The organism is Polaribacter filamentus (assembly GCF_002943715.1).
Classification (GTDB): domain Bacteria; phylum Bacteroidota; class Bacteroidia; order Flavobacteriales; family Flavobacteriaceae; genus Polaribacter; species Polaribacter filamentus.
On record NZ_MQUA01000004.1, the window covers coordinates 101,861 to 118,764 of the forward strand.

Annotated in this window: 15 protein-coding genes and 2 pseudogenes; 6 read left to right on the forward strand and 11 right to left on the reverse strand. The window is 31.6% G+C overall.

The genetic code is table 11. The features are described from left to right. Nucleotides 1–38 precede the first annotated feature (38 nt). From BST83_RS00570 to BST83_RS00580, 3 genes and pseudogenes are all read right to left on the reverse strand, one after another. A pseudogene (locus tag BST83_RS00570) lies at nucleotides 39–341 on the reverse strand (transposase); the annotation flags it as partial. A gap of 133 nt (nucleotides 342–474) precedes the next feature. Then, nucleotides 475–1,518 carry an IS5 family transposase gene (locus BST83_RS00575; protein ID WP_104808113.1) on the reverse strand — a complete coding sequence of 348 codons (1,044 nt, stop codon included), beginning with the start codon at nucleotides 1,516–1,518 and terminating at the stop codon, nucleotides 475–477. A 462-nt stretch (nucleotides 1,519–1,980) separates the two neighbouring features. Further along, a complete protein-coding gene (locus BST83_RS00580; protein WP_104808292.1) occupies nucleotides 1,981–3,018 on the reverse strand; it encodes a LacI family DNA-binding transcriptional regulator in 1,038 nt (345 codons plus the stop codon). Between the two features lie 153 nt (nucleotides 3,019–3,171). Between BST83_RS00580 and BST83_RS00585 the strand changes: the two genes are divergently transcribed. The 5 genes from BST83_RS00585 to BST83_RS00605 all read left to right on the forward strand — a co-directional run bounded on the left by BST83_RS00585 (nucleotide 3,172) and on the right by BST83_RS00605 (nucleotide 7,961). After that, the gene (locus tag BST83_RS00585) at nucleotides 3,172–4,218 is read left to right on the forward strand and encodes a sugar kinase (RefSeq protein ID WP_104808114.1); all 1,047 of its coding nucleotides are present in this window, start codon (nucleotides 3,172–3,174) and stop codon (nucleotides 4,216–4,218) included. A 63-nt stretch (nucleotides 4,219–4,281) separates the two neighbouring features. Then, the gene (locus BST83_RS00590; protein WP_104808115.1) at nucleotides 4,282–5,499 is read left to right on the forward strand and encodes a 6-phosphofructokinase; all 1,218 of its coding nucleotides are present in this window, start codon (nucleotides 4,282–4,284) and stop codon (nucleotides 5,497–5,499) included. Nucleotides 5,500–5,517: 18 nt separating this feature from the next. Next, on the forward strand, nucleotides 5,518–6,186 hold the full coding sequence (locus BST83_RS00595) for a bifunctional 4-hydroxy-2-oxoglutarate aldolase/2-dehydro-3-deoxy-phosphogluconate aldolase (RefSeq protein WP_104808116.1): 669 nt from the start codon (nucleotides 5,518–5,520) through the stop codon (nucleotides 6,184–6,186). A 128-nt stretch (nucleotides 6,187–6,314) separates the two neighbouring features. Further along, nucleotides 6,315–7,718, forward strand: a complete 1,404-nt coding sequence (gene uxaC, locus BST83_RS00600) for a glucuronate isomerase (protein WP_104808117.1) — start codon at nucleotides 6,315–6,317, stop codon at nucleotides 7,716–7,718. A 9-nt stretch (nucleotides 7,719–7,727) separates the two neighbouring features. Beyond that, nucleotides 7,728–7,961, forward strand: a complete 234-nt coding sequence (locus BST83_RS00605) for a Gfo/Idh/MocA family oxidoreductase (protein WP_205853529.1) — start codon at nucleotides 7,728–7,730, stop codon at nucleotides 7,959–7,961. Here the strand turns inward: BST83_RS00605 and BST83_RS21750 are convergent. From BST83_RS21750 to BST83_RS00640, 8 genes and pseudogenes are all read right to left on the reverse strand, one after another. Then, a pseudogene (locus BST83_RS21750) lies at nucleotides 7,906–8,049 on the reverse strand (hypothetical protein); the annotation flags it as partial. The gene BST83_RS00605 and the pseudogene BST83_RS21750 sit on opposite strands and share 56 nt — an antisense overlap. Before the next feature lie 56 nt (nucleotides 8,050–8,105). Next, complete coding sequence (locus tag BST83_RS20235; protein WP_104808118.1) at nucleotides 8,106–8,426, reverse strand: glycoside hydrolase family 97 N-terminal domain-containing protein; 321 nt, start codon at nucleotides 8,424–8,426, stop codon at nucleotides 8,106–8,108. A gap of 450 nt (nucleotides 8,427–8,876) precedes the next feature. Next, nucleotides 8,877–10,073: an IS4 family transposase gene (locus tag BST83_RS00615; protein ID WP_104808119.1), complete on the reverse strand. Its 1,197-nt coding sequence runs from the start codon at nucleotides 10,071–10,073 to the stop codon at nucleotides 8,877–8,879. Between the two features lie 344 nt (nucleotides 10,074–10,417). Next, a complete protein-coding gene (locus BST83_RS00620; RefSeq protein WP_104808120.1) occupies nucleotides 10,418–11,584 on the reverse strand; it encodes an alpha-hydroxy acid oxidase in 1,167 nt (388 codons plus the stop codon). A 136-nt stretch (nucleotides 11,585–11,720) separates the two neighbouring features. Beyond that, nucleotides 11,721–11,831, reverse strand: a complete 111-nt coding sequence (locus BST83_RS21755; RefSeq protein ID WP_496559615.1) for a hypothetical protein — start codon at nucleotides 11,829–11,831, stop codon at nucleotides 11,721–11,723. A 94-nt stretch (nucleotides 11,832–11,925) separates the two neighbouring features. Further along, complete coding sequence (gene fucP / locus BST83_RS00630) at nucleotides 11,926–13,224, reverse strand: L-fucose:H+ symporter permease (RefSeq protein WP_104808121.1); 1,299 nt, start codon at nucleotides 13,222–13,224, stop codon at nucleotides 11,926–11,928. A 118-nt stretch (nucleotides 13,225–13,342) separates the two neighbouring features. Then, nucleotides 13,343–14,782, reverse strand: coding sequence for an aldehyde dehydrogenase (aldA, locus tag BST83_RS00635; RefSeq protein ID WP_104808122.1), 1,440 nt, complete (start codon nucleotides 14,780–14,782; stop codon nucleotides 13,343–13,345). A gap of 311 nt (nucleotides 14,783–15,093) precedes the next feature. Beyond that, nucleotides 15,094–15,993: an AraC family transcriptional regulator gene (locus tag BST83_RS00640; protein ID WP_104808123.1), complete on the reverse strand. Its 900-nt coding sequence runs from the start codon at nucleotides 15,991–15,993 to the stop codon at nucleotides 15,094–15,096. 100 nt (nucleotides 15,994–16,093) lie between these two features. On the opposite strand from BST83_RS00640, the gene rhaD reads away from it, so the two are divergent. Next, on the forward strand, nucleotides 16,094–16,897 hold the full coding sequence (gene rhaD / locus BST83_RS00645; protein ID WP_104808124.1) for a rhamnulose-1-phosphate aldolase: 804 nt from the start codon (nucleotides 16,094–16,096) through the stop codon (nucleotides 16,895–16,897). Nucleotides 16,898–16,904: the final 7 nt, after the last annotated feature.

Below are 16,904 nucleotides of genomic sequence, written 5' to 3' on the forward strand. Positions count from 1 at the left end.
CACTTTTAGCAGTTAATCTTACATATAATTCTTTTGAGTTATACGCTTAGCATCTGTTTTATTTGATTTTGATATATTGGTTTACTTTCTACCATTCTATTAATCGTTTTATGAAATATGCTGGTTTTAAATTGAGAGCGATTAATTCTAAAACAAAACTCATCAAAGTATGCTTGAATATGCCATTTACTTACATGAGTTGGTATTGCTCTCAACCATGACTTAACTTGCATAATCACAATGTGTAATTGTTTGAAATTAGCACCATTATTACTATATATTTGGTCAATGTCATACATCTCTTTTAAAGGTTGGTAACCTCTCCATTTATCAGTTACTATTTAAGACCGTTGCAAAAAGCGAACTTAATTATTTTTACTTTTTAGAGTTCCCTTTTTTTTAGCTACAACATCGATTATGCTATTTTTTTTCTATTTTAAGTGAGTAAATGCCTTTTTTAGGCTTCATTTTTCCTTAATTTTTACAATTAGACGCAAATATCCCTGGACTTCGATATAAATTATAGCACATTGCCTCCATCAAATTTTGTGTATGCATTTTTTTCATCCCTCTGTATCTTGCAATTCCACCTTTAAACCATAATTTTATTCCTCCAAAAGTACGTTCTACTTTAAACCTTGTTTTTCCTATTAATTTATTGAATCTAGTTTCCCATTTTGTTAACGGTTTATTTTTTACCGCCTTTTTAAGGATATGATTCTTTAAATTACGCTTCTTTAAAATCGCAACATTTTTCTTTGATTGGTACCCTTTATCTGCCTTTAGAGGGATGTCTTTTGGCAATGCTACATTTACAGTTTCTAGAACTTCCTCCAAATTTGCAATCTCATTTTTGCTCGCAGTTGTGGTTAGTACTCCTAGAACAAGTCCTTCGTTATCCGTTACATGATGCTTTTTAAACCCAAAATGGTACTTTCCTCTTTTCTTTAACCAAGTACCCTCTTTATCGACACTATCTGGATATTCTTTGTGTACTTCTACTTGGTCTGCACAGCGGTCTTCGGTTACCTTAAAATTTGTTTTTCCTTTTGGTCTAAGTGGCGTATCTATTACACTAGCGTCTATTATTAAACCTGTTTTTACAATGATATTATGTGCATCTAGCTGTTTGTTTATGGAGGTAAATAATTTTTCGAAGGTTTGTGTTTTGGTTAATGCGGTTCTAAACCTACTTAAAGTACTATGATCTGGAGCAACCTGTTCAATGGTCATCCCACAAAAATAACTAAAGGAAAGACTGTCATTTATTCGGTCTTCAACTTCATAATCGCTTAAACCATACCAACTTTGTAAAAGACACATTTTAAAAAGTAATGTCCCATCATAAGAAGGCTTGCCAGTGGCACTTTTTCCTTTTAAATAATCATTATTTATTAGGATAGAGATCGTATCCCAATCGATAAGGGTGTTTATTTGGGTGAAAAATGTCTTTTTAATTTTTCTTGCTCGTAAATCACAAATGCTATCGGCTAAAGTTGGTTGTTTTTGTATTTTCATACACTAAATTTACAGATTAATATACTTACAATCATATATTTAACATAAATAATAACGTGTTATTTTTGTGCTTTTTATTAGGTACTTCCTTGCAACGGTCTTAATTCAGAAGATAAACGAAGCTAGTTTTTACCTTCGTGATTCATTTGGTAATTAAACATTTGAAAGTATAAGTTATGATTCGAACTCAACATAGTATTTGGAAACGAGTGTCAATAGTTTGAAAATGCTTTAAAAATAAAAGCTGTTTGAATGCAGTGAGTCCTTTTATTTTTAGCATTAAAAACGTAATTGACCATTGAAAATTCAAGTCTATATTTTTTTGTAATTTTTTTGATCAATACAAAAAAGTAAATTCTTTTAAGAGTTTGGCGGATACTTTATGTATAGCCCCTAAATGCTTGAAGAGAGGGAAAAAATATTTTGTTTAAGTCGATTATAAACCCTCTCTAAAATTTACTTTTAGAAAGGGTCTGTTTTTTTGTTAGAAGAAGCTCTTACAATTAATTCGGCATCTAAAATTTGCTTCTTTAATTCTTGTGTTATTGGTTCCTTTTTAGTGTAATTTAAAAAAGTTTCAGCGGCCAATCTCCCTATTTCTGGACTATGTTGATTTACACTTGTAATACCAGGAGTTACCATATTTGTAAAAGGTTCATTACCAAAACCAACCAATGCCATCTCATCTGGTACTTTTATATTGTTTTCATTTAAAACTTGCAACGCACCTAATGCGGCATAATCTCCAGCAACATATACAGCGTCTGGTCTTATTTTTAAATTCAATAATTCTTGCATTTTCTCTCTTCCGTTTTCGGTAGAAAGGTTGGTTTCTATTAATAACTCTTCATCTAAAGGCAAATGATGCTTTTTTAAGGCATCTAAATACCCTTTAATTCTGTTGTTATAAATTCTTGTTCGTTTGTAACCACCAATATGAGCAATTCTTTTACAACCTTGTGCAACTAAGTGCTCTACAATTATGTGGCTACTATGATAATCATCAATCCCAATATAATCAACATTTAAATCGTTTTCACCTCTGTCAAATAAAATCAACGGAATTCCTTTCGATTTTATTTTCTCATAATATTGTAAATCTATAGTTTCATTAGCCATAGAAGCAATAATTCCATCCACCTGTGTAAATAATAAGGTATTTATATTAGCACATTCTTTCTTATAAGATTCATTAGATTGTGTGATAATGATATTATATCCTTTTTTATTTAAAACTTCTTCTATATTTTGAATTACTGAGGAAAAAAAGTGACTGTTTGTTCTTGGCACAATTACCCCAACCAACTTACTCTTTCCACTTCTTAGCGCACTTGCCAAGTGATTTGGTTGATAATTTAATTTTTTAGCAACCTCCTTTACCGCTTTTTTTGTTTTATCGCTAATTCTAGAATTATTATGAAGTGCTTTAGAAACAGCAGCAGCAGAGATGTTTAGAACATTCGCAATATCTTTTATTGTAGTTCTCTTTTTTGTATTCAAATTTTTTATATATTTGTTTAATCGATTAACCAAATATATAACGATAATATCAATAATCAAAATAGAAGCGTATAATAATCTGTTTTGATTTTATTTTAAAATTTTGGTTAAACGTTTAACCGGTTAATTATATATTTAAAAAAAAATAGTAAAATGGGTAAAGTAGTAACATTTGGAGAAATCATGTTAAGATTAGCTCCGCAAGGATTTTTAAGATTTTCACAAGCAAATAATTTTGATATTGTTTATGGTGGTGGAGAATCTAATGTAGCAGTTTCATTAGCAAATTACGGTGTAGATGTAGATTTTGTAACACGTTTACCAAAGAATGATATTGGTGAATGTGCGATGATGGAAATGAGAAAACGTGGAGTTGGAGTTGATAAAATTGTTTGGGGTGGAGATCGTTTAGGTATTTATTTTTTAGAAACAGGCGCTGTATCTCGAGGCTCTAAAGTGGTTTATGACAGAGCACATTCTGCAATTGCAGAAATTGAATCTGGAATGATTGATTGGGACGCTGTTTTTGATGGTGTTGAATGGTTTCATTGGACAGGTATTACACCAGCAATCTCACAAGGTGCTGCAGATGTTTGTTTAGAAGCTGTAAAAGCTGCAAGTTTAAAAGGAATTACGATTTCTACAGACTTAAATTATAGAGCAAAACTTTGGAATTTTTGTAATGATGCTCATAGAGAATCTATCATGACAGAATTAACATCTTACTGTGATATTGTTTTAGGAAATGAAGAAGATGCAGAAATGCATTTCGGAATTAAGCCAGATGGAGTAGCAGTTCAAACTGCGGGACATGATGTAAAAGCCGAAGCCTTTTTATCAGTTTGTAAGCAAATGACAGAAAAATTTCCAAGAGCTAAAAAAGTAATTACAACTTTAAGAGGTTCTATTTCGGCTTCTCATAATACTTGGGCGGGAGTTTTATATGATGGAAAAACAATGTTACAAACGCGTCAATATCAAATTACAGATATCGTAGATAGAGTTGGTGGGGGAGATTCATTTATGGGTGGTTTAATTTACGGATTATTAAAGTATCCAGATAACGACCAAAATGCATTAGACTTTGCAGTTGCGGCGTCTTGTTTAAAACACACAATTAAAGGAGATGCGAACTTAGTAACCGTAGCTGAAGTAGAAAAATTAATGGGAGGTGATGCTTCTGGTAGAGTTGCTAGATAATATATTTATAAAACTTACAAAGTTTTTTTAAAGCCTTGTAAGTTTTAAAATCAACAATTTTCTATGAAAAAATCGATTGCAATAATGTGTGGTGGTGGCCCTGCTCCTGGTATTAATACAGTTATAAGTACTGTTGCTAAGACCTTTATGAAAGATGGTTATCAAGTAATTGGTGTTCATCATGGATATCAAGGATTACTTTCGGAAAACCCTGTAGTAAAAATTTTCGATTTTCATCATGCAGATCGTATTTTTAGTCGTGGAGGCTCTACTTTAATTATGAGTAGATTCAAACCAAAAGACTGTGATTTTAAAGTAGATTTTTTCAAAAAAAATAATGTAAAACTATTGGTTACGATTGGCGGTGATGATACAGCTTCAACAGCAAATAGGTTAACCAAATATCTTCAATCTCAAGATTTATCGGTTGCCCACATTCATGTTCCTAAAACTATTGATAACGATTTACCTTTGCCAGATAGAAATCCAACATTTGGTTTTCATACAGCTAAAGATGAAGGAGTTCGTATTGGTAATACAGTTTATGAAGATGCCAGAACTAGTGAAAACTGGTTTGTAATGGCAGCAATGGGGCGTTCTGCAGGTCATTTAGCTTTTGGCATAGCTTCTGCTTGCCATTTTCAAATGATGATTATTCCCGAAATGTTCGATAAAACTGCCATTACATTCGAAAAAATAATCAGTATGATTATTTCTTCAATTGTTAAATGTAAGATTGAAGGTATAGAATATGGTGTGGCTTTAGTAAGTGAAGGTGTTTTTCATTTCATGGAAGAAGAAGAAATTATCAACTCGGGTATAAATTTCACCTATGATAATCATGGACACCCAGAATTAGGTAATGTGAGTAAATCTCATATTTTTAATTATCTATTACAAGTAAAGCTCAAAGAGATTGGATTATCTGTGAAATCAAGACCTGTTGAATTGGGATATGAATTAAGATGTTGTAATCCTATTGCATTCGATTTAACGTTGTGTACTTTATTAGGTGTAGGAGTTAAAAAATTATTTAACCAAGGAATATCTGGTTGTATTGTAAGTGCAAATTCTAAAGGAGATATTACGCCTTTATTTTTGAAAGATTTTGAAGATGAAAACGGTAAAATTCCTCCAAGATTAGTAGATATTAATTCAGATATGGCACAATTGTTTATTAATAATCTTTTCTACATCAAAGAAAAGGATTATGAAAAAGCAAAAGAATATTTACCAAACCCAGAAGCATACGATTTTAAGAAAATATTAAACTGGAATTAAAAATTAAATAACAATATAATGGCACAATTTTCAAGATTAGAAGTAGCACAAGTAATGAAAGAAACAGGATTAGTTCCTTTGTTTTTTCATAACGATATAGAAGTAAGTAAAAAGGTATTAAAAGCATGTTATGATGGTGGTGCAAGACTCATGGAGTTTACAGCACGTGGAGATTTTGCTCACGAAGTTTTTGGAGAATTAACGAAGTACGCCATCAAAGAATTACCAGGAATGGTAATGGGAGTAGGTTCTGTTACAGATGCAGCTGCTGCTTCAAGATTTATGTCTTTAGGTGCAAATTTTATTGTAACACCTGTTTTAAGAGAAGACATTGCAATTGTTTGTAACAGACGTAAAGTTTTATGGTCTCCAGGATGCGGAACGCTTACAGAAATTGCAAGAGCAGAAGAACTAGGTTGTGAGATTGTTAAATTATTTCCAGGTGGTACTTATGGTCCAGAGTTCGTAAAAGCCATTCTTGGACCACAACCATGGACAAGTATTATGCCAACAGGCGGAGTATCACCAACTAGAGAAAATTTAGAAGGCTGGTTTAAAGCAGGTGTAACTTGTGTAGGTATGGGATCACAATTAATGATTAAAGATGCTGATGGTAATTTTGATTTGGCAGAAATTGAATCGAAAACTAGACTAGCCATAGAAATTATTAAAAACTTAGGAAAGTAATTTAGATTAATTAATGTGATTATTAATATAATTTAGTTTTAAATTGTACTTCTATTGACTTTTTTTCATAATTAAGAAAAAAAGCTATAGCATCTTACTACTCACCTTTACAATGCAAAATAATAGTTATGAATTCTTTTATTACACACGATTTTTTATTACAAACCGACTTTGCTAAAACGATGTATCATGATTATGCAAAGTCACTTCCTATTATAGATTACCATAATCATTTATCACCACAACAGATCGATGAAGACCATCAATTCGAAAATATAACCCAAGTCTGGTTAGCTGGTGATCATTATAAGTGGAGAGCAATGCGAGCCTATGGCATTAACGAAAAATATATTACAGGAGCGGCTTCAGATAAAGAAAAATTTTTAAAATGGGCAGAAGTTGTACCTTATACAATTCGTAACCCATTATACCATTGGACACATTTAGAACTTCAGCGTTACTTTGGAATAAATGATTTATTATCGCCAGACACAGCAGAAGCCATTTGGAAAAAAACGTTAAAATTGCTTACACTAGAAGGATATTCAGCTAATGGTTTATTAAAATTGATGAATGTTGAATCATTATGCACGACTGATGATCCCACCGATAATCTGGAACACCATATTTCAATTCAAAACAATAAAGATAGAATAAAGACACTTCCTACCTTTAGACCTGATAAAGCCTATGCTGTTGAAAATATTGAATCATACAATGACTACCTTCAAAAGTTAGAATTGATATCCTCTATTTCGATTAAAACGTATTCTGACTTGTTATCAGCTTTAGAAAGTAGAGTGAATTATTTTCATGACAATGGAGGACGGTTAGCGGATCATGGCTTAGAGCAATTATACCATTTTGAGGCAAGTAGATTTAATATAGAATCCCTTTTCGATATGATAAAGTCTCATCAAAAGCTTAGTACGGAGGAAGTTCAGTTTTTTAAAACAGAAACTATGATTCATTTAGGTAAAATGTATTACGCAAAAGGTTGGATACAACAATTACACTTGGGCGCCATTAGAAATAATAATAAGCGCTTACTAGATAGTTTAGGTTCGGATACTGGCTTTGATTCTATTGGTGATTTTTCTCAAGCAAGAGGGTTAAGTGGTTTTTTAAATAAACTCGATAGTACAAACCAATTAGCACAAACTATTGTTTACAATTTGAACCCTTCAGATAATGAAGTATTTGCGTCTATGGTTGGAAATTTTAATGATGGCAGTATTAGGGGAAAAGTGCAATTTGGTGCTGCTTGGTGGTTTTTAGATCAAAAAGATGGTATGGAAAAGCAAATAAACACACTTTCTAATCAAGGATTATTAAGTTGTTTTGTTGGCATGCTTACTGATTCTCGTAGCTTCTTGTCGTTTCCACGACATGAGTATTTCCGAAGAATTTTATGTAATCTTATTGGTAATGATGTAACGAATGGAGAACTTCCTAACGATGAAAAGCATCTCGGTAAAATAGTCAGTGATATCTCTTATTATAACGCTAAAAATTATTTCAAATTTAAATAATTAATCAAAATGAAAGAAGTTGTTTGGGGAATTATAGGTTGCGGTAATGTTACGGAGGTTAAAAGTGGACCAGCATTTAATTTAGCTAAAAACTCAACCTTATTAGCCGTAATGCGAAGAGATAAAGACAAAGCTAAAGATTATGCAGAAAGACATAATGTTGCCGAGTATTATGATTCTGCAGAGGCTATCTTACTTTTCCTTCTAATTTTTCAGTCTCTGCTAACGAAACTGTACCTGTAGGGGCTTTTTCTCCATTCGTATAATAAATCTTACTTGCTGTTGGGAGATTGTATTCGCAGGAATAAGTAACTTCCTTAATTGATTCGTTCTCGTCTAACTGAAACCTAAAAGCAACTCCCTTATCATAAGCACGACATAAAAGTTTTACTTCAACATCTCAAAAAAATCTAGGATAATAATCGTTTCATTAAAATGATCTCGAATCGTAATGGATTTCCCCCATACTGGGTTCCAACTTTCATCTGCACTTCGGGTAGATATATTTTTAACAGTAAATTCACGACTTGGAAGTAGGGATATGGCAGAACTACCCATCATCAATTCTCCATCCCATCTCAATTGATAGTTAATTACCTCATTTTTAATATGAAGTTCTAAAGTTACTTTTTCATTTGGCGAATTAACAACTATTGTATTATTTGAACCTGTATTACAAGCTTGAAGCGTTATAAAAACTGTAATAATTGTACTAGTATTTTCATATGTTTAGTTTTTTGTCGGTGACATGTAATATTGGCCTTTGCTCTTGAAAGAAAATAATCTGCTACTAATCTTTATTTCCAAAATCTTGATTTTGTGTACAAATTTGACCAAACAAACTAGTTAAAATTATAACTAGGATTTCATCCAAATCAAACTGTTTTTATTTATCATTCATGATTGAAATTTGATAAAAGTTTTTTCATTAAAAACTAAAATACTTCATCTAGCCCTATTGTAAACTTCCATTTAACTCAAATAGATGCCCTGATGTTGCAATTAACAAAAATGATGCAATATTTTCTACCTTGGTTCTTTCTCATCTGGTATAGTTTATTTATCATTAGTGTCCGATAAAACTACAAATTTTAATTAAACCCATTTTTGAGCCCAGTAAACACGTTCTATATTTTTCTTTTTGAGTTAGCAAGGTGTCTATTTAAAAAGTTGCAGTTGTATATCTGGAGGTTTTGATGTGAGTTCCCACCATTGTTTGTTTGGGTTTTCGAGAAATTTAAACAGATCAATGTAGGTCATCAGATGAAATCTCATCACAGAAACCATATTTGAATATGCCCATTTTCGTTTGATTTTTCTTTGTATCACAAGCATGATGAGTTGAATGATTAATGCTGACCATATCTGAATCTCTATTGCATTTTGATTATCTCCAAGAAAATATTTAAGGGGAAAGTTCTGCTTGAGTCTTTTAAACATCGTTTCAATCTGCCATCTGTGTTTGTATATATCTGCTACTTGGTCTGGAGATATTTCTGCATTATTGGTGATAAACTCATATACCTTTTCTTTTGTAGCATCCCAATAAGCAACTCTTCTTATTTGAATAGATTTATCGTCTTTTTCTATCAATATAAGTTCATCTTTTAGTATTGCATCACTTGTTTTGTCTGCTAAATCAAATTCTTTAATGCTTTTATAGACAGCATTGTCTTTTTGGCGAGTTACAAAGTAAATATCATTTAAAGTCCACTCTAAATATTGGAGATAATCATTGTATGCTTTATCAAAAACGACAAAAGAATCTTTCTCTAAATTTAACTCTTTTAAAAAAGTGTGGTCGTGAGTAGCAGCACTGCTAAAACGTATCAGACAAGGTACATCTTCCAAAGCATTTATCATTGTGTGCATCTTTATACCTCCTTTTTTCTTACCTGTAATAGGATTACGACCAACTCCTTTTAAAATATCACTAAATAGGCTGATTGTGGTAGAATCTACAATTTTTAAATTCTTTACAGGAGATTTTAATGGACTGCTGTCCGATAAAAATGGAGCGTAGCGTTTGTATAATTTTGAATAAATTGCTCCAAAGACTTCACTGGTTCTTTTCTTGTTAGCATCTGACAATGTACTTCGCTTAGGGAAATGTTTTAGATTTAAATGGCTGATACGCCCTTCACAAGCTAATAAAACGGTCGACAACTCTCTAAGTGAGGAAACTCCACTCATTGTGGCATAAAGCATCGTGACTAAATGGTCGTAGGTTTTAAACTTTTTGTAGTAGCGGTCACTGTTATAGATTTTGGCTGTCCGAGTAATATCTGCTTGTGGTATATATTTTAAAATCTGTTTAATTATTGGTGTTCCGCTAAAGTGTGTACTTTTGTTCATATCTCAATTTTGTGGTAAAAATCAAGATATAAATAAAGCAGGAAATCCAACTATGGAAATCCTGCTTTTAAAATTATTTATCGGACACTAATGTTTATTTATATAGAAAAATATCTTTACTCAAAAAAAAGATGTTTAAGTGTCATTGCTTACCAAAAGTTATCTACTACAAGTAGTAAATTAAAAATTAAGATTTGGATTATGTTATATAGACTTGCAAGAGCTCCTATTCTTAAGAGGAATTGATTAATTTTTTTGATTATTTTTAACAGATGCCAGAACTAATTATGATTAGTAATAGTACATATTGCCTATTCAAGTACATACCTATTTTTTTAAGACAATCATTTTCTGCTTATTATATGATTAGGAAAGTCTTTAGTCTTTTCGCAACATATCTGCTCCATCACTTGTTGGAGCTCTGTTTTTAAAAGCGAAATAGTATGGTCACCTCCAGTTTTACCCAACGCAGATACGCCATACATAAAAGAGCGTCCTAAAAAAGTAAACTCTGCGCCACTTGCTAAGGTTCTAGCAATATCTGGTCCTGAACGCAAACCGCTATCCATCATCACTTTTATATCTTTTCCATACTTTTCAGCAATTCTAGTTAATGGTTTTATAGCTGATTCGCCCGCATCTAATTGTCTTCCTCCGTGGTTTGAAACAATAATACCATCTAAACCTAAACGTATTGCTTTTTCTGCATCAATTTCATTTGCAACTCCTTTAAGTACTAATTTCCCTTTCCACATATCACGTATAGGCTTAATCTTCTCTTCATTTAATCTACCAGTAAACGTTTGATCCATAAATTTACCTAATTGTTTTAAGTCCAATCCTTTTGGCATGTATGGTTTTAAAACTTCAAAATTTGGAATTCCATGCTTTAAAGTTTGTAAACTCCAATTTGGTCTTCCAAAAGCTTGTAGAATATTTGTGAGATTCATTTTTGGTGGCATTGCCAATCCATTTCTGATATCTCTAGGACGAAACCCGAAAGTTGGTACATCAGAAAGAATAACCAGAACGGGACATTCAGCAGCTTCAGCTCTTTTTATAATATCATTTCTTAGTCTATTTTCAGTAGGATGATATAATTGAAACCATGCCCTTCCCTCAGTTAATTCTGCAGCTCTTTCAATGCTAGTTGTTGTTACAGTACTTAATATAAAAGGAATATTATGCTCAAAAGCTGCTTTAGCCAAAATTTCAGGAGAATTGGGCCATATTAAACCTTGCAAACCAACAGGAGCAATACCAAAAGGCGCATCATAAGTATGCCCAAACAGTTCCGTTTTCATACTAGAACCTTTATGTTTACTTAAATAATAAGGCAATAATTCTACATCTCTAATTTCTGAGGTATTCTTATGAAGATTTACATCTTCGTTACAGCCTCCATCTAAATATTCAAAAGCAAATTTTGGAATTTGTTTTTCAGCCTTTTTTCTTAAATCGTCAATTGAAGGATATTTGGTATTGATTTTGATTTCTTTTTTATTATTCATTGAAATTTATTTAGAGTTTAAAAATTCGATTCATTAAAACCTATTTTTCGCCTAGTTTTGCATTTGGCAATGCTTTTTGTTCTTTCCACATAATTGTTTCCCATTTTTGAACAATAGGATTTTCAGCATCTATTTTTCATTTTATCTCAAGTGAAAATTTTTCATTTGTATCAATTATTCTAGATTCTTTTAAACTTTCAATAATTTCTGGCCAAACTACTTTATGGTATTCAATATAATCATTTATTAATTTTGATCATTAATTAAATAAAGACCAAAGCAATATCTTTTCATTTTTTCTCAAATTTCACTTTTGAATATAAAACCAATTTAGTATAAAATTAATTGTAAACTTTAATAGTTCTATATCCATAAATAGCTATAAAACAGAAGCATATAAAAGGAAGTATAAAAGAAAAATTAACTGAAGCAAAAGAACCAATCGATTCCATATCGATAATTAAGCCTTGTAGTATAGGCATTAATGCACCTCCAACAATAGCCATAACTAAACCTGCTGCTCCTAGAGTGGTATCTTCTTCGCTTAAACCATGGAGTGCAATACCATATATTGTTGGAAACATTAAAGACATAAATGCAGAGGTTGCTATTAACATATACAATCCTAGCATGCCTTCAATAAATATCACGCCAAATGTTGTAATCATAGCGCCTATAGCAAATATAGTTAGCAGTTTTTTAGAATTTACATATTTCATTAAAAACGTACTAATAAATCTACTTGATAAGAAAATAGACATAGCAATAATATTATAATTCTGTGCAGTAGCTTTTGTAATCCCTAAATTGTCAGCATATTGAATAATAAATGTCCAACACATAATTTGCGCAGCTACATAAAATAATTGAGCAAATACCCCTTCACGATACTTTCCGTTTTTAACAAGTCTTCTAAAAGAATCTAAAGCACTTCCTTGATTGTCATTTTTAGCTTGCCTAGGCATTTTTGAAAATGAAATAACAATTAGCATTAAGAGAACAACAACTCCTAGAATAACATATGGGTTTCTAATAATAGCTAAATCGTGTGTTCTTATTAATGCTTTTTGAGCTTCATCTAAAGTGGTAAATATCAATTCCCCGATTTCATTTCTCTTATCAGAATCTAAAGCTGTTAAAATAAATTTAGAAGCGACAAACATGCCACATAAAGAGCCTATTGGATTAAAGGCTTGAGCTAAATTTAAACGCCGTGTAGCCGTTCTCTCATCACCCATTGATAATATATAAGGGTTTGCAGTAGTTTCTAAAAAGGCTAAGCCAAAAGTTAAAATGTATAGCGACCCTAAGAAAAATCCAAAAACCTCAAATTGAGCCGCTGGATAAAATAACAAAGCTCCAATTGCATAAAGCGTAAGCCCAAAAAGAATCCCCTTCTTATAACTATATTTTCTAACAAAAAGCGCTGCTGGAATAGCCATAGTGGCATAGCCTCCATAAAAGGCAAATTGAACTAATGCTGCTTTTGCTGTAGATATTTCCATAATAGTGCCAAATGCAGCAACCATGGGGTTCGTGATATCATTTGCAAAACCCCATAATGCAAACAACGAAGTAATTAAAATAAAAGGAATCAATACTTCTTTTGATACTACTGGGATTTTTTCAGCTTTATTCATTTTTATTATATAAGTTAAATGATAGATTTATCAATAAAAATAAAAAGCATATTATAAATAATTTAATATATAATACACTTTTTTAATTTAAAAAAAACTAATTCAAAATTTTAAAATATTATCTGTATTGTGCATAGATAACTTTAGTCTGTAAATACTCTTCCATACCGTGTTTTCCGTCGGCACCACCTATGCCTGATTTTTTCCAACCAGCATGGAATCCTTGAATCGCTTCAAAGTGTTCTCTGTTTACATAAGTCTCACCAAATTCTAATTGATCGCAAGCATGCATTACTTTATTGAAATTTTCAGAGAAAATAGAGGACGTTAAACCAAATTCACTATCATTAGACAAAGCAATAGCTTCATCTAAAGTTCCAAATTTTAAAACAGGCAAAACAGGTCCAAAAACTTCTTCTTGTACGATTTGCATATACTGTTTAACATTTGTTAATAGTGTTGGTTGGTAATAAAACCCTTTATCAAAATTAGTTGAACGACCACCTCCAAGAACAACTTCAGCGCCTTCTTTCTTAGCAAATTCAACCATTTCTGCCACTTTATCTAATTGATCTTTTGAAACCATACTGCTCATATCTGGATTGTTTTTAGAAAAAGCATCTTCAACCTTAACTTCAGACATTTTTTTTGCAAGTTTATCTAGAAATTCGTCGTAAATTGAATCTTCAACATAAACACGTTCAGCACAATTACATACTTGTCCGCTATAAATAACTCTTGAAGAAACTATGGCATTTACCGCTAACTCCAAATTGGCATCTGCACAAACAATAGCCGGTGCCTTTCCTCCTAATTCTAAGGATACTTTAGTTATGTTTTCTGCAGCAGCTTCCATTATTTTTTGACCAGCAAAAACACTGCCTGTTAAGCTAATAATACCCGTAATTGGGCTTTTAGTTAAAGCATTCCCGACAATGGTTCCTTCTCCGCAAACAAAATTCAATACGCCAGGAGCCAATCCAATATTTTCAATCAATTTAGCAAATTCCATAATCGTATTAGGAGCAATACAGCTTGGTTTAATAACGCAAGTATTGCCGGTTACCAAAGACGGTGCTATTTTGCGAGCCGCCACAAAAAATGGAAAATTCCATGGGCAAATACCAACCGCTACGCCAATAGGGGCTTTATGTAAAAAAATATGTTCTTTTTTACGATCACTTTGAATTATTTCGCCTTCTATTCTTCTTGCCCATCCAGCATTATAATCAAAATAATCTGCTGTTACATCAATTTCTACTTGAGCTAAGCCTATTACTTTTGCCTGTTCTTTAGCTAAAGTTTCAGCTAAAAAAAACCTATTTTCTCTAATGATAGTAGCCATTTTATGTAAATAACTTGCTCTTTCTATGGCTGTTAAAGATTTCCAAGCGTGTTTTGCAGCTTGTGCAGCTTCTAAGGCATTATTTGCATCGGCAACAGAGCCTTTAGGAATAAGCGACAAAACTTCTTCGGTACATGGATTTAAAACCTCTGTCATTTCTGTAGATGTTGACTTAACAAACCTTCCGTTAATGTAATGGCTAAATTCTTTCATAATTAATGTTGTTAGTTTTTAGTACTTTCTCAACCAGTTGTAATAAAAACTACTGATTTAATTTTATAAATTCATATAGATTCAAAAACACTTATTCAAACTCTTAAAAGTGATAATGATTTTAATATAACAAATTTAAAGACTAAGGTGAAGATTGTATTTATCCATAACAACCTACTTTATGTATAATTCAAACACGAATGAATTTTTTTACAGTTTTTTGTAGAGCGCGCCGATACTAAAAAACATATTCAAACTCGATTGAATTATTTTTAACCAAACTAAATTATTAATAGAATACGGGAATAATTTTAAGTGAACTTTCCAGATTTATATACAGCCGGACTAACTTCAATAATAGATTTAAATACCCTTGAAAAATGATAACGGTCTGAAAAGCCTAACTTATCAGAAATATTCTCTATTGTTTCATTAGAATATTCCAATAACTCACAAGCTTTAGCTATTTTCTTTTTTTGAATGAAATTGTGTAAAGTAATGTTCATCTCCTCTTTAAAAAGCCTAGCGAATGAATTTGGAGCCATATTTACAATACCTGCTAACTCAGGATTACTCAATTTCTGATTGATCCTTGTTTCAATATAACGGTGAACGGTTAATACCCTATCATCAATATTTATTGTTTTCCATAATTCTGGTCCAATATTAGAAATAGCTTCTTTTATAAAAGATTGCAACTTTAAATTAAAAGTCATCTTAAAATCTTTATTTTCAATTTTCAATCTTTCGGTTAAGTATATTAATTGCTCTTTAAGATAATCTGTTACTTCAATTTTAAAAATTCCTGGCAACACATTGTCAAAATGAGTTCCAAGATTAAAGTGTGTAAAAAAATGCATTAAATAGTTATTATTATAATAGGCCTCATCATGTTTATCTGTTAAATTATTTCCAGAAACATGGATACCCGAATTATAATTATGATGTTTTGCAAATTGCGTAGAAAAAGAGGTGAAAGGAGAGATAATATATAAATAATCAGGAGTCATTTTATAAATTTCTTCTTTGAATTTTATCTCTCCTCCTTCATTTTTATTCCAATATAATCTCCAGAAAGGAAATACCATATCATGACAATCCCATAAGTTTAAATACCAATACCTACAACATAAAAACTTTAAGTTAATGTCAATAAAATTTTGCTTAAAAGAAGCTGGGTCACCTAATTCAAGAGAATTAACAAATTTCATTTTGATTTATATGTTTAAATTATACACAAATATAGAGATTTTAAATATCTCATTAAAAAACATAGCATCTATTTTTACAAAATAAAAAAATATAATATTTATGAGCAATCTTAAACTCTCTGCTGCGGTAGAAAAAGAGTTAAAAAAAATTTCTGAAGTTGCAGGCTATTTGTGGCAAAGAGAATGGGCAGAAAGAAATGCCGGAAATATATCCATGAACTTAACTTCTTACTTTAATATCGATGACGTAAAAAGTAAAACTAAAAATAGTAAATTCGTTTCATTTGATTTTCCGAAAGGCACAGGTGGATTTATTTTATTTATAACAGGCACAGGGTGTTACTTAAGAGGTTTAATAGATAACATTGAACACGCTTCATGTATTTTGTACATCAATGAAGACGCCACAGGGTACTCTATTATTTGGGGAGGTAAAAGCGCCAATTTTGGACCTACTTGCGAGTTAATTTCACATTCAAGTATTCACTTATTTAATAGCATTCACCACCCAGAAAATTTAGCAGTGGTGCACACACATCCTTTGGAATTAATTTGTATGAGCCATCATGAATTATTTGACAATGAAGAAGAATTAAACAGACAAATTTGGATGATGTGTCCAGAGGTAAAAGTATTTGTTCCAAAAGGAATTCACTGTACACCTTACGCTTTATCTAGTACAGCGGAGTTAGCTAAAGTAACTATTGAAGCTTTTAAAACAAGAAATGTTTCACTTTGGGAAAAACATGGAGCAACTTCTACAGCACCAGATGTTATGAAAGCGTGGGATTTTTTAGATGTGGCAAACAAAGGTGCAAAAATGTTAATGATGTGTTGGACAGCAGGTTTTAAACCTGCAGGATTATCTAATGAACAATTAACAGAATTAGAGCAATTTATTTAATAGAAAA

What these genes read in the sequence shown, in the direction of transcription:
- BST83_RS00590 (WP_104808115.1), top strand. Translation starts at nt 4,282, where the DNA reads ATGAAAAAATCGATTGCAATAATGTGTGGTGGTGGCCCTGCTCCTGGT.
- BST83_RS00620 (WP_104808120.1), bottom strand. Translation starts at nt 11,584, where the DNA reads ATGAATAATAAAAAAGAAATCAAAATCAATACCAAATATCCTTCAATT.
- BST83_RS00605 (WP_205853529.1), top strand. Translation starts at nt 7,728, where the DNA reads ATGAAAGAAGTTGTTTGGGGAATTATAGGTTGCGGTAATGTTACGGAG.
- aldA (WP_104808122.1), bottom strand. Translation starts at nt 14,782, where the DNA reads ATGAAAGAATTTAGCCATTACATTAACGGAAGGTTTGTTAAGTCAACA.
- BST83_RS00575 (WP_104808113.1), bottom strand. Translation starts at nt 1,518, where the DNA reads ATGAAAATACAAAAACAACCAACTTTAGCCGATAGCATTTGTGATTTA.
- rhaD (WP_104808124.1), top strand. Translation starts at nt 16,094, where the DNA reads ATGAGCAATCTTAAACTCTCTGCTGCGGTAGAAAAAGAGTTAAAAAAA.
- BST83_RS00640 (WP_104808123.1), bottom strand. Translation starts at nt 15,993, where the DNA reads ATGAAATTTGTTAATTCTCTTGAATTAGGTGACCCAGCTTCTTTTAAG.
- uxaC (WP_104808117.1), top strand. Translation starts at nt 6,315, where the DNA reads ATGAATTCTTTTATTACACACGATTTTTTATTACAAACCGACTTTGCT.
- BST83_RS00615 (WP_104808119.1), bottom strand. Translation starts at nt 10,073, where the DNA reads ATGAACAAAAGTACACACTTTAGCGGAACACCAATAATTAAACAGATT.
- BST83_RS00585 (WP_104808114.1), top strand. Translation starts at nt 3,172, where the DNA reads ATGGGTAAAGTAGTAACATTTGGAGAAATCATGTTAAGATTAGCTCCG.
- fucP (WP_104808121.1), bottom strand. Translation starts at nt 13,224, where the DNA reads ATGAATAAAGCTGAAAAAATCCCAGTAGTATCAAAAGAAGTATTGATT.
- BST83_RS00595 (WP_104808116.1), top strand. Translation starts at nt 5,518, where the DNA reads ATGGCACAATTTTCAAGATTAGAAGTAGCACAAGTAATGAAAGAAACA.